The 12926-nt window shown below is 66.2% G+C and carries 11 protein-coding genes; 10 read left to right on the top strand and 1 reads right to left on the bottom strand.

All coding sequences use genetic code 11. The features are described 5' to 3' along the window. The first annotated feature begins 114 nt into the window (after positions 1–114). From ACSQ25_RS02175 to ACSQ25_RS02145, 7 genes are all read left to right on the top strand, one after another. The gene (locus ACSQ25_RS02175) at positions 115–1197 is read left to right on the top strand and encodes an AI-2E family transporter (RefSeq protein WP_436104074.1); all 1083 of its coding nucleotides are present in this window, start codon (positions 115–117) and stop codon (positions 1195–1197) included. A gap of 31 nt (positions 1198–1228) precedes the next feature. After that, complete coding sequence (hda, locus tag ACSQ25_RS02170; RefSeq protein ID WP_436104073.1) at positions 1229–1912, top strand: DnaA regulatory inactivator Hda; 684 nt, start codon at positions 1229–1231, stop codon at positions 1910–1912. Then, on the top strand, positions 1909–2583 hold the full coding sequence (locus ACSQ25_RS02165) for an HAD family hydrolase (protein WP_436104072.1): 675 nt from the start codon (positions 1909–1911) through the stop codon (positions 2581–2583). Before hda ends, ACSQ25_RS02165 begins: the two co-directional genes overlap by 4 nt. Further along, positions 2576–3988, top strand: coding sequence for a polynucleotide adenylyltransferase PcnB (gene pcnB, locus ACSQ25_RS02160; protein ID WP_436104071.1), 1413 nt, complete (start codon positions 2576–2578; stop codon positions 3986–3988). The genes ACSQ25_RS02165 and pcnB overlap by 8 nt, the downstream gene beginning before the upstream one ends. Then, the gene (gene folK, locus ACSQ25_RS02155) at positions 3985–4458 is read left to right on the top strand and encodes a 2-amino-4-hydroxy-6-hydroxymethyldihydropteridine diphosphokinase (protein WP_436104070.1); all 474 of its coding nucleotides are present in this window, start codon (positions 3985–3987) and stop codon (positions 4456–4458) included. The genes pcnB and folK overlap by 4 nt, the downstream gene beginning before the upstream one ends. Before the next feature lie 10 nt (positions 4459–4468). Further along, complete coding sequence (locus tag ACSQ25_RS02150; RefSeq protein WP_436104069.1) at positions 4469–4804, top strand: DMT family protein; 336 nt, start codon at positions 4469–4471, stop codon at positions 4802–4804. Between the two features lie 160 nt (positions 4805–4964). After that, positions 4965–7958 carry a TonB-dependent receptor gene (locus ACSQ25_RS02145; RefSeq protein WP_436104068.1) on the top strand — a complete coding sequence of 998 codons (2994 nt, stop codon included), beginning with the start codon at positions 4965–4967 and terminating at the stop codon, positions 7956–7958. Between the two features lie 10 nt (positions 7959–7968). Here ACSQ25_RS02145 and ACSQ25_RS02140 read toward each other — a convergent pair whose 3' ends face one another. After that, on the bottom strand, positions 7969–8457 hold the full coding sequence (locus ACSQ25_RS02140; RefSeq protein WP_436104067.1) for a hypothetical protein: 489 nt from the start codon (positions 8455–8457) through the stop codon (positions 7969–7971). A 215-nt stretch (positions 8458–8672) separates the two neighbouring features. On the opposite strand from ACSQ25_RS02140, the gene panB reads away from it, so the two are divergent. From panB to ACSQ25_RS02125, 3 genes are all read left to right on the top strand, one after another. Continuing rightward, positions 8673–9521, top strand: coding sequence for a 3-methyl-2-oxobutanoate hydroxymethyltransferase (panB, locus tag ACSQ25_RS02135; RefSeq protein ID WP_436104066.1), 849 nt, complete (start codon positions 8673–8675; stop codon positions 9519–9521). Positions 9522–9528: 7 nt separating this feature from the next. Next, the gene (gene thpR, locus ACSQ25_RS02130) at positions 9529–10023 is read left to right on the top strand and encodes an RNA 2',3'-cyclic phosphodiesterase (protein WP_436104065.1); all 495 of its coding nucleotides are present in this window, start codon (positions 9529–9531) and stop codon (positions 10021–10023) included. A gap of 149 nt (positions 10024–10172) precedes the next feature. Then, a complete protein-coding gene (locus ACSQ25_RS02125; protein ID WP_436104064.1) occupies positions 10173–12902 on the top strand; it encodes a DUF4214 domain-containing protein in 2730 nt (909 codons plus the stop codon). The last annotated feature ends 24 nt before the right edge of the window (positions 12903–12926 follow it).

Raw genomic sequence — 12926 nt, 5'->3', positions numbered from 1 at the left:
ATAGAAGGCGGAGACCGTGCAAACCTGGTCAATCCGCTATTTTAGCAAAACGGCCTCTTTCCAACCCGTTTGCGCCCCATTTACAACCCGTTTTAGCAAAATAACAATAACGGCATGCCCTTTTTTCTGACCCCGGAGCAAAAACAGTCCACGTTCTGGTTGGCGCTCTGGCTGGCGGTGGCGCTGCTGTTGTACACCCTCGGGCCGATCCTGTCGCCCTTCATCGCGGCGGCCATCCTCGCCTACATGCTGAACGGCGCCGTCGACCGCCTGGCCCATGCGCGCCTGGGCAAGAGCCGGATGCCGCGCGTGGTCGCCGTTTCCATCGTCCTCACCGCCTTCTTCGCCGCCGTGATCGCGCTGGTGCTGGTCGTGGTGCCGGTGCTGCGCGCCGAAATCCCCCTGCTGCAGGCCAAGATCCCCGCCTTCTTCACCTGGCTCGACACCTTCGTCTCGCCCTGGCTGGCCGGCTACGGCATCAACGTCAAACTCGACAGCGCCGGCCTGCGCCAGCTGATCGAGCAGCAGGTGGCGGCCAGCGGCGACGACCTCTGGACCACGGTGCTGGCCAAGGTCCGGGTGGGCGGCAGCGCCCTGCTGGGCTGGATCGCGACGCTGACCCTGGTGCCGGTGGTGCTGTTCTACCTGCTGGTCGACTGGCACCACCTGCTGGCCCGCATCGAAGGCGCCATCCCGCGCCGCTGGGCGCAGCAGGTGGGCGGCATGGCGCGCGAATCGGACGAACTGCTGGCCCAGTACCTGCGCGGCCAGCTGCTGGTGATGATCGTGCTGGCCGTGTACTACTCGGCGGCGCTGGCCATCCTCGGGCTGGACGTGGCGCTGCCGGTCGGCGTGCTCACCGGCCTGCTGGGCTTCGTGCCCTACCTCGGCTTCGGCCTCGGGATGCTGCTGGCCCTGATCGCGGCGCTGCTGCAGTTCGCTGACTGGACCGGCCTGGCCTGGGTCGTGGCGATCTACACGGCGGGCCAACTGATCGAAAGCTTCTTCCTGACGCCGCGCCTGGTGGGCGAGCGCATCGGCCTGCACCCGCTGGCCGTGATCTTCGCCCTGATGGCCTTCGGCGAGCTGTTCGGCTTCGCCGGCGTGCTGCTGGCCTTGCCCGCCTCGGCGGTGCTGATGGTCGGCTTTCGCCACGTGCGCACCCACTACCTGCGCAGCAGCTTTTATAATGCCTGAAGCATATGACTTTTAACGTGAGCCCGACGCCATGAAACAGCTGGTGCTCGATTTAGGCGCCGAACCGGCGCACAGCCTCGACACCTTCCAGGTGGGCGAGAATGCCGAACTGGCGCACCTGATGCACCAGTTCGCGCAGCGTGCTTCGCGCGAGCATTTCGCCTACCTGTGGGGCGACACCGGCGCCGGCAAGACCCATTTGCTGCAGGCGCTGGCGGCCAGCCCGGCCTCGCGCTACATTCCCTTCGATGCCCCGGCAGACCAGTTCGTCCACACGGATGCTGTGACCCTCTATCTGCTGGACGACTGCGACCGCCTCTCGCCGCAGCGCCAGATCGACGCCTTCGCCCTGTTCAACCAGATCCGCGAGCACGGCGCCTACATGGTCAGCACCGGCCCGGTGCCGCCGGCCGTGCTGGGCGTGCGGGAAGACCTGCGTACGCGCATGGGCTGGGGCCTGATCTACCAGATCAAGGGCCTATCGGACGACGAGAAGATCGCCGCGCTCACCCAGGCCGCCGAAGCGCGCGGTTTGACGCTGTCGGCCAGCGTGTTACCCTATTTGTTGTCTCACTTCAAGCGCGACATGCGGTCGCTGGCGACGATGCTGGACGCTCTCGACCAGTATTCGCTCGAGACCCAGCGTCCCGTCACCCTGCCGCTGCTGCGTGATTTGTTGCTGCAAGAAAACCAGCAGTCGGAAACCAAAGAATGAAAAACCTTGCGCTGTTCGACCTCGACCACACCCTGCTGCCGATCGATTCGGATTATGAATGGGGTGAGTTCCTGGTCCGCATTGGCGCGGTGGACGAAACCGCCTTCCGCCGCCGCAACGACGAGTTCTTCGCCCAGTACCAGGCCGGCATCCTCGACCCGGTCGAATACCTCGAGTTCGCCCTCGGCACCCTGGCACGCTTCCCGCGGGCGCAGCTCGATGCCTTGTACGCGCGCTACATGGCCGAGGTCATCGAGCCGGCGATCAGGCCGCAAGCCTTGAAACTGGTGCGCGAGCACCAGGATGCCGGCGACCTGGTGGCGATCATCACCGCCACCAATTACCACATCACGGCGCCGATCGCAGCGCGCTTCGGGGTTGAGCACCACATCGGCGCGATGCCGGAATACGACGCCGACGGCAACCTGACAGGCAAGCTGCTGGGAACGCCGACTTCCGGCCCGGGCAAGATCACCCACATGCACGCCTGGCTGGAGCGCCTCGGCACCCGCTTCGACGCGTTCGAGCGCTGCCATTTCTACAGCGACTCGCACAACGACCTGCCGCTGCTGTCGATCGTCAGCCATCCGGTCGCCACCAACCCGAGCGCCAAGCTCGCCGCCCACGCGCAATCGCAGGGTTGGCCAACCATTCATCTCTTCAATGATTAAGAAATTCATCCGCAAGATCCTCGGCGTAAAAGACGACGGCCGCGACCCGACCCAACCGGTCATCCTGGGACCGGAAGAGCACAAGATCGACCCACGCAACGTGTCGCGCAACGCGGTCACGGTGACCCAGACGCTGCAGGAGGCCGGCTTCCAGGCCTTCGTGGTGGGCGGCGCCGTGCGCGACCTGCTGCTGGGCGTGAAGCCCAAGGACTTCGACATCGCCACCGACGCCACGCCCGAGCAGGTCAAGCGCCTGTTCCGGCGCGCCTTCATCATCGGCCGCCGCTTCCAGATCGTGCACGTGATGTTCGGCCAGGACCTGCTGGAAGTGACCACCTTCCGCGGCAACGGCAGCGACAACGCGCCGAAGGACGAGCATGGCCGGGTCCTGCGTGACAACAACTTCGGTCCCCAGCACGAGGATGCGGCACGGCGCGACTTCACCATCAACGCCATGTACTACGACCCGGCCACCCAGACGGTGCTGGACTACCATGGCGGCATCGAGGACATCCGCGCCAAGCTGCTGCGCATCATCGGCGTGCCGGAAGCGCGCTACCGCGAAGACCCGGTGCGCATGCTGCGCGTGGTGCGCTTCGCGGCGAAACTCGGCTTCACCATCGAGCCGACCACGCGCGCGCCGATTCCCGTGATGGCCCCGCTGATCGACAACGTGCCGGCCGCGCGCGTGTTCGACGAAATGCTCAAGCTCCTGCTGTCGGGCCACGCGCTGGCCTGCCTCAAGGAGCTGCGCTCGGCCGGCCTGCACCACGGCCTGCTGCCGCTGCTGGACGTCGTGCTGGAGCAGCCAATCGGCATGAAGTTCGTCACGCTGGCGCTGGAATCGACCGATGGCCGCGTCAAGGCCGGCAAGGGCGTTTCCCCGGGCTTCCTGTTCGCCTCGCTGCTGTGGCACCAGGTGCTGGAGAAGTGGAACGCCTACCGCGCCGCCGGCGAAGCGCCGATCCCGGCCCTGCACCTGGCCGCCGACGACGTGCTCGACACCCAGACCGAGAACCTGGCCCTGCAGCGCCGCATCGCCACCGACATGCGCGACATCTGGGCCATGCAGCCGCGCTTCGAGCGCCGCACCGGCAAGGCGCCCTTCAAGCTGCTCGAGCACCCGCGCTTCCGCGCCGGCTACGACTTCCTGCTGCTGCGCTGCGAATCGGGCGAACTGCCGGGCGACATCGGCGAATGGTGGACCGCGTTCTATGCGGCCGAAGGCGGCGAGCGCGAAGCCCTGCTGGCGGCGGCCAATGCCCGTCCCCGCAACGGTGAAGCGGGCCAGGGTCGCAGCGGCGAACCGCAGAAGCGCAAGCGCCCGCCGCGCCGCGGCCCGCGCAAGGGTAGTGGCGGCGAAGGCGGAGAAGCACCGGCACCACAGGGTGGCGGCGAGGAATGATCGCCTTCGTCGGCATCGGTGCGAACCTCGGCGACGCGCAGGCCAACGTGCTCGATGCGCTGCGCCGGCTCGCCCTGGTGCACGGCACGACGGTGATCGAAACCTCGGGCCTGTACCGCACGGCGCCGGTCGACTCCAGCGGCGACGACTACATCAATGCGGTCGCCTGCATCGACACCGCGCTCGACCCGCATGAACTCCTGCAGGCCCTGCAGGACATCGAACAGGCGCACGGCCGCGAACGGCCCTACCGCAACGCGCCGCGCACCCTCGACCTCGACCTGCTGCTCTACGGCGACCAAACCATCGCCACCGAGACCCTCACGGTGCCGCACCCGCGCATGCACGAGCGCGGCTTCGTGCTGGCGCCGCTGGCCGAAATCGCGCCGGATCTCGTCATCCCGGGCGTCGGCCCGGTGCACGACTACCTGCCCCTGGTGGCCAGCCAGGCCGTCGAGAAGATCGGCTAAGCTTCGTTCGATGACCACCTTCCTGCTGCTCGCCGCCTCGAACATCTTCATGACGATCGCCTGGTACTGGCATCTCAAGGGCGGCATGCACAAGCCGCTCCTGAGCGTCATCCTGATCAGCTGGGGCATCGCCTTCGTCGAGTACTGCCTCGCCGTCCCGGCAAACCGCATCGGTTTCGCGAGCGGCTGGAGCGCCGGGCAGCTGAAAGTCATGCAGGAAGCGATCGCCCTGGTCGTGTTCGGCGTCTTCATGGTGACCGTCCTCGGCGAACCCGTCTCATGGCGTCATCTCGCCGCCTTCGCCTGCATCATGGCGGCGGTGGGCTTCCTCTTCGTCGGCCGATAATCAAGAATCTGATTATTTCTGGCGTCACAGTCGTCAATACGATGCACGCTGAATAATCAAGATCAACAGCTTGAGCGTTTGGCGCCGGCTGCTCATCAAGCTCTCCGATCTGCCCGAGAATAAATACGAGCAGAGCAAAAATCCATCACTCGGAGACAATATGACAGACCCCAAGCGCAGCCACGGCCAGCGTGTCCACACATTCAAACTGACGGCCAGCGCCTTCGCCGTGGCCGCCCTCTTCGGCCAGGCACAGGCGCAGGAACAGCCGGCACAGGAACAGCCGGCGCCGGACAACACCAGCACCGTGGTCGTGACCGGCTTTCGCGCCAGCCTGAACAGCGCCTTGAACGTCAAGAAGAACACCGACGGCATCGTCGACGTCATCAAGGCCGAGGACATCGCCAAGTTCCCCGATGCGAACCTGGCCGAATCGCTGCAGCGCGTTCCGGGCGTCTCGCTGGCACGCGGCGACGGCGGCGAGGGCAAGCAGATCAGCGTGCGCGGCCTGAACGCGGGTTTCACGCGCGTGCGCATCAACGGCATCGAAGCCATCTCGGCGACCGGCGCCTCGGACATCAACGGCAGCACCAACCGTTCGCGCGCCTTCGACTTCTCGGTGTTCGCGTCCGAGCTGTTCAACAGCCTGGAAGTGCGCAAGACCTCGGAAGCCGCGATCGAGGAAGGCTCGCTGGGCGCCACCGTCGACCTGCGCGCCGCGCGGCCCTTCGATTTCAAGGGCGAGACCATCACCGTGGCCGGCCAGCAGACCTACAACACCCTGGCGCACCGCCCCGCTCCCCGGGCCACCGCCCTGTATTCGAACCGCTGGGACACCGGCATCGGCAAGCTGGGCTTCCTGGTCTCGGGCGCCTACTCGAAGCGCCAGGCCACCGAAGAAGGCTATGAGGCGGTCGAGATGCTGTCGGCGAACGCGGACGGCGGCTTCTGCTCGCCGCTGGGCGCGACACCGCAGAACCCGGCCAATTCTGCAGTAAAGGGCATTACCGCCACCAACTGCGGCTTCAACCTGCCGCGCACCTCCACCGCCGCGGCCTACAACGACGTGTTCGGCCGCACCGACAACTTTGGCGGCACGGTCGCGAATCCGGCGCCGGGCTCGGGCGCCTTCCACCCGCGCATCCCGCGCTACCGCCGCTCGGTGGCCGAGTACGAACGCGCCGGCCTGACCGCCGCCTTCCAGTGGCGTCCCGCCGCCGGCACGGAACTCAACCTGGACCTGCTGGGCGGCGACTTCAAGAACGACCGCTACGACAACTACATCTCGGCCATCTCCTTCGGCCGCAGCCTGGCCGCCGCCAACGGCAAGCCGCAGACCTCGATCGTGGAATCCTCGTTCAACGGCAACGGCAGCTGGGAATACGGCAGGTTCAACGGCGTGGACATCCGCTCGGAAGGCCTGCTGGACGTGAACAACACCAAGTTCCGCCAACACGTGTTCTCGGGCAGCCACAAGCTGACCGACACGATCAAGTTTGACTTCATGAGCGGCGTCTCGCGATCCAGCCTCGATTCGCCGATGCGCGCCACCGTGCAGATCGACTCGCCGAACGTCAACGGCTTCGTGTTCGATTTCCGCCAGAACCGCAAGGTCCCGACGCTCAACTTCGGCATCGACGTGGCCAATCCGAACAACTTCAGCTGGGGTCCGGTCGATCCGGACGGCACCGTGCACGGCCAGTTCGTCGGCCGCAAGCTGGACACCGGCAACCGCCTGAAAACCAATGCCGTGGGCGCCAGCTGGGAAGTCAACCAGAACCTGACCCTGCGCTCGGGGCTGTCGGCACGCGAGAACACCTGGACCAACTTCGAAGTGGGCTCCGGCGCGCCGAACGGCCTGCCCAACCCGGCCGGCTTCCAGATGGCCAGCGTGACCCGCATGATCAGCAATTTCGGCCGCGGCCTGGAAGGTTCGGGCTACCCGGGCCAGTGGGTGGCGGTCGACCTCGACAAGTTCCGCAAGGTGTGGGACATCGAGTGCCACTGCGCCGCCGTGCCGGGTTCGGAATACCAGCTGCTGACCCAGTCGAACCGCCGCGTGAAGGAGAAGATCGATGCGCTCTACCTGTCGGCCGATTTCAACTACGACGTCGGCCCGGTGACCCTGCGCGGCAATGCCGGCGTGCGCGCGGCCGAAACCCGCGCCACCGCGGCCGCGCTGGTCAACGCCGGCGGCACCCTGACCGAGGTCAGCTCCGACAAGAAGTACCGCGATTACCTGCCGGCCCTGAACCTGACCGCGCAGCTGCCGAACGACGTCTACCTGCGCTTCTCGGCCGGCAAGACCCTGTCGCGTCCCGAGTACGTGGACCTGGCGCCGTCGGCGGCCGTCAATACCCAGGCCCAGACCGTCAGCATCGGCAATCCCTCGCTCGACCCGATCCGCGCCAAGACCTACGACCTGCAGGCCGAGTGGTACTACGACAAGAACGCGATGGTCTCGGTGGGCTTCTTCCGCAAGGAGATCGCCACCTACATCCAGCGCATCAGCGAGCGCGTCCCCTACAACACCCTGGGCCTGCCGGATGCGCTGCTGAGCGGCGGGGGCGGCTGCTCGCTCACCGGCGGCACCCCGGCCTGCCCGACCCTGCCGGGATCGGTGGTGACGGTGAGCCGCGCGGCCAACACGCCGGGCGGTCCGCTCAATGGCTTCGAGTTCAACCTGCAGGCGCCGTTCAACTTCCTGCCGGGCATGTGGAGCAACTTCGGCCTGCTGGCCAACTACACCCGCGTGAAGTCGACCATCACCTACATCACCCGCACCGCCACTGCCACCCTGCCGGCGCTGACGATGGACGCCAACCTGGTCGGCATGTCGCCCAAGGCCGGCAACCTCACGCTGTACTACGAAGATTCGAAGTTCAGCGCACGCGTCTCGGCGGCGCACCGCTCGGAGTACCTGTTCAACGTGCTGGGTGACGTCAATGGCCACGACTACACCTTCGTGGACGCTGCGACCAACCTGGACTTCTCGATGTCGTACAACGTGACGCCGAACCTGCGCGTCAGCCTGGAAGGCTCGAACCTGACCGACGAACCGCTGCGCTATGGCCGCGATTCGCAGCGCAACGATACGCTGCTGTACGCCCACTCGGGCCGCACGTTTGCGCTGGGACTGTCGTACAAGTTCTAAGGTCCTGCGCTTAACCCGGCGCCACCGCGCGCCGGCGTTGTATCAGCGGCTTCACCACGACCCGGCCACGGTCGCCGGCCAGCGTGATCTGCGCCTGGTCGACCAGCGCCTCGTCATAACGGATCGCCAGCAGGAAGCGCCGCACCCTGCCATCCGGACCGATGTCGCGCTGGTCGTAGCTGAATTCCCAGCGGCGGCGGCCCCAGGGGATCGCGATGCCGACGCTGCCCTCGACCTCACCCAGGCGCCAGGGAATTCCCTGCTCGCCCGCATGCCGGGATGCGGCAGCGATCTTCAGGTAGTCGACCAGCTGGGCAAGCTCGAACAGCTCGAACACCCGCGCCAGTGTCCGGTTGCGAAAACCGCGCCACCCGGGCACCAGGAACCAGTGCGGGCATGGCAGCTCGTCGAGATAGCTGTTCAGCGCGGCCCCGCACAGCACGCAATGGTTGTGGCAAATCCCCTCGCGGATGGCAGTCCTCAGATAAGCAAAGTCCATCCGGATCACGCCCGCAGGCGCCCTTTTACGCACACACGGACAACATACATCATCGTCAATACGGCGCCTGTGCGGACGCGGAAACGATCAGCGTCCTGATCGATCGGCAGCGGTCCTAGCGGCCGCCGGCACGCCCGTTCTGACGAATACCATGCGCGTTTGCTTCCGCCGCATTACACTACGCGTTTCCGTACGACCGTCTTAAAAGGATTTTCATGAGCGCTTACCTGCAGGGTCAGGATCCGGCCGCCAACGATGCCCCGAAACCCGTCCGCAAGGCCGTCACCGCGCCCGCGCTGCTGTCCATGCGCGCGGCGGGCGACAAGATCGCGATGCTGACCGCCTACGACGCCAGCTTCGCCTCGCTGATGGACCGCTGTGGCGTCGACGTGCTGCTGATCGGCGATTCGCTGGGCATGGTCTGCGCCGGCTACGATTCGACCCTGCCGGTGACGGTGGCCGATGTGGCCTACCACACGGCGTCTGTCGCACGCGGCAACAAGCTGGCCCTGGTGCTGGCCGACATGCCCTTCGGCAGCTACACGACCCCGGTCGAGGCCTACAACAACGCGGTCACGCTGATGCGCGCCGGCGCCCAGATGGTCAAGATCGAGGGCGGCGCCTGGCTGGCCGAGACCGTGCGCTTCCTGGTCGAGCGCGGCATTCCGGTGTGCGCCCACATCGGCCTGACGCCGCAGTTCGTGCATGCCTTCGGCGGCTTCAAGGTGCAGGGCAAGACCGATGCGGCGGCCGAGCAGCTGAAGGCCGACGGCCTGGCGCTGCAGGCGGCGGGCGCGTCGATGGTGGTGCTGGAAGCGATTCCCGCGGCGCTGGGCAAGGAAGTCACCGAACTGCTGGCCATGCCGACCATCGGCATCGGCGCCGGCCCGGATTGCTCCGGCCAGGTGCTGGTGATGCACGACCTGCTGGGCGTCTTCCCGGGCCGCAAGGCACGCTTCGTGCGCAACTTCATGGAAGGCCAGACCAGCATCGACGCGGCGGTGACCAGCTATGTGGCGGCGGTGAAGGACGGCAGCTTCCCGGCGCCGGAACACTGCTTCTGAGGCCTTCGTGGACAGGCGCCTGTTCCTCGCCCTGTGGCCCGACCCCGGCCTGCGCCACCTGCTGAAGGAGCGGCGCGATGCCTGGGCCTGGCCGAAGAGCGCCTCGCCCGTCCATGCCGACAAGCTGCACGTCACCCTGCACTTCCTCGGCGCCGTCCCGGGCGAGCGCCTGCCGGAACTGCTGGAGGGTTTTGCGGTGCCCTTCGACCCCTTCCGCCTCGAACTGAATCGCGCCGCCTTGTGGCATAACGGGATCGCGGTGCTGGAACCCGAACGCGCGCCGCCCGAGCTGCTGGCGCTGAACGCGCGCCTGTCCACTGCCCTGGTGGCGCTCGGTCTGCCGCCGGAAACACGCAGCTACCGTCCGCACGTGACGATGGCGCGCCGCGCGGGCGGCGCCACCCTGCCTCCCGATGGCCCACCAGTCATATGGGACGCGCGCGGCTATTCGCTGGTCGAATCGAAGAACGGCGTGTACACGGTTCTTCGCGATTACGCCTGAAAATCGGCGTGCATACGGGGTGCATACCCCCCTCCTTTCCCCCTTGAGGGGGGGCGGTATTCCCCAACAGCCTCTGCCAGAATGTTTCACACCGGTCGACTGCATGAGACAGTCGCCCTCAGATGAACCGAAACAATCTGGAGCACAGCATGGCAAACTACGAGAAAGAGATCCAACAACTGTACGTCGCGTACTACAACCGTCCTGCCGATCCGGCCGGGTTGGCATACTGGCAGGGCGTCGTCGAAGCCCAGGGCGGCAATACTTCCTCGGTCTCGGCCGCCTTCGCCTCTGCGGACGAGTACCTCTCGGTCTACGGCGGCAAGGACAACCGCAGCGTGGTCAACACCGTGTACCAGAACCTGTTCGGCCGCGACGGCGAGCCGGCAGGCCTCGATTACTGGGCCAAGGCGCTCGATGCCCGCCAGATCACCGTGGACGGCGTGGTGACCGCCATCGCCGGCGGCGCACAGGGCGCCGACCTGGTCGCCTACAACAACAAGGTCAAGTTTGCGACCAGCTTCACCGGCGCGCTGGACGTGCATCCGGAAAAAGCCGCCTACAACGGCACCGAGGCCCTGGCATTCGCCAAGGGGCTGACCTCCTCGGTCACCACCGACGCCTCGCTGGCGGACGCTGTCGCCAAGCTGAGCACCTCGACCGCGGACTTCGTCGCGGCGAGCAAAGCGACGATCCTCTTCACCCTGAGCGCAGGGGCCGATACCGGCGTCGCCTTCAAGGGCGGCGGCGGCGACGATGTCTACCATGCCACCGCCGCCACCTTCTCGGCCGGTGACAGCATCCATGGCGGCGGCGGCCGCAATACCCTGCTTGTCATGGACGAGGCCAATGCTCTGGCGGCCACGCCACCGGCCGGGGCAACGCTGACCAATATCCAGGAACTCGCCATCAGCACCAAAGGCGGAATTGGCAATGCCAACGCCTACGATCTGTCGGGTTTCACCGACCTGCGCCAGGTCGCCTTCGACACTACCGGCCCCGTCAACGTGAAGGTCGCCGACACGGTTGAACTGGGCGTCCAGACCAGCGCCGGCACCGTCACTACCAATGGCGGCCACGCGGTCTGGGTGAGCGGCAACACGGCTGCGGCCACGCTCACCGGCAATGCGCTCACCACGGTCGGCCTGGCCAACACCACCCAGGCGGCGACCATCAACAACGGCACCGCGGACCATACGCTGGCCCTGCACCTGAACGGCGTCGGCAACGGCGCGACCGTCACCGATGCCAACTCCAAAACGGTCAAGCTGAAGGTCGCTCCCGGGCCGGCCGACGAGGGTTCGAACATCAACCTGGCGGCAGCCAGGGCCACGACGCTGAATATCGATAACAGCACCAGCTTCCAGCTGACTACCACTGCGCTGGCCGCGGACGACAAGCTGGCCACCATGAGCTTGACGGGCGCCGGCACGTTCAGCGCCGACGTCTCGGGCATCGCATCCCTGACCAGCTTCGACGGCGCGCAGTCGAGCGGCGCGAATACCCTCACCGTGGCCAGCGTGGCGGGCCTGTCGGTCAAGGGCGGATCGGGCGTGGACAAGCTGTCGATGAAAGGCGCCCTGGCCGGCAACGCCGTGGTCGAGCTGGGCGCGGGCAACGACTACTACGACTTCGTCCAGGCCGCACTGAGCGGGGCGAAGGTCGACGCCGGCGCCGGCCTCGATACCGTCGTGATCAACGATGCCGCCCTCCTGGCCACCACCGGCGTCCCGGTCTACAGCAATTTCGAAACGCTCGACTTCTCGAGCGGCAAAGGCACGTATGACCTCGATCGCGTGGGCAGCGTCACCACCCTGCACACCCATGCACGGCAGCGCGGCGAGGTCGAGTTCACCAACGGCAGGGCCGATTCCCGCATCGAGATGGTCAGCCAGGACGTCAATCCCGACCTGACCGGCGCGCCGGCGGATAACTTCGTGGTCGGCGCGAACATCAAGTTCAGCCTGAAGGATGCGTCCGGTGCCAACGACAAGCTGACGATCAGCATGAGCGCGAACGACGCCGCGGCCGACAACCGCAGCAACGGCCTGGTCAAGGCGAACAACTTCGAAACCAGCGGCATCGAGACGATCACCCTGCATTCCACCGTCAACAAGATGGAACCCGACAATCCGGCGACCAGCACCAACGAAGGCCGGATCGCGTCGGATTATGTGAACAGCTTCGGCTTCCTGCGCGCCGAGGGCAGCAAGACGATCCTCGTGACGGGCGATGCGAGCATCGACTTCGTGCAGGTCACGTCCAATACCCTTACGCGCTTCGACGCATCGGGTTCGACCGGCAACCTGAGCTTCGACGGCGTGGGCCGCAGCGCCGGCGCTCCCCAGACTGCGCTGGACTACATCGGCAGCCAGGGCACCGATTACTACACGTCGACCGCGGCCGGCGGCGTCTTCCAGGGTAACGGCGGCATCAGGGACGAGGCGGTCCTGTTCCGCGACAAGCAGGTGAAGGACACCATCGTGTTCACCAAGGCCAGCGATTCGCAGCTGATCTGGGCCACCCAGACCAGCAAGCAGGTCAACGGCTACGACGTGATCCACAACTTCCAGGTCGGCGTGGACAAGATCGACCTGTCGGCCCTGCACCTGGCGGCCGGCGCGAACCGCGACGGCTTCGTCAAGTTCAGCGTTGCCTCGAACACCGACCACATCCTGCAATCCGCGCTCAAGAACGGCGTGGACGTGTTCAACGACAAGGGCGTGGACCGTTCGATCGCCTTCGCCATGTATGGCGAGGACGATGGCTGGATGCTGGTGGACGTCAACGGCGACGGCAACTACACGAGCGGCACCGACATGGCCTTCGCCATGTACGGCAATACGGCCATGCCGGTGATGAGCGACTTCATCTTCTAAGGCTCACAGCCCTTCCGGACGAGC

The sequence above is a fragment of the Massilia sp. LjRoot122 genome (genome assembly GCF_964252725.1).
Lineage (GTDB): Bacteria > Pseudomonadota > Gammaproteobacteria > Burkholderiales > Burkholderiaceae_D > Telluria.
This window is presented reverse-complemented; position numbering and strand designations above follow the sequence as displayed.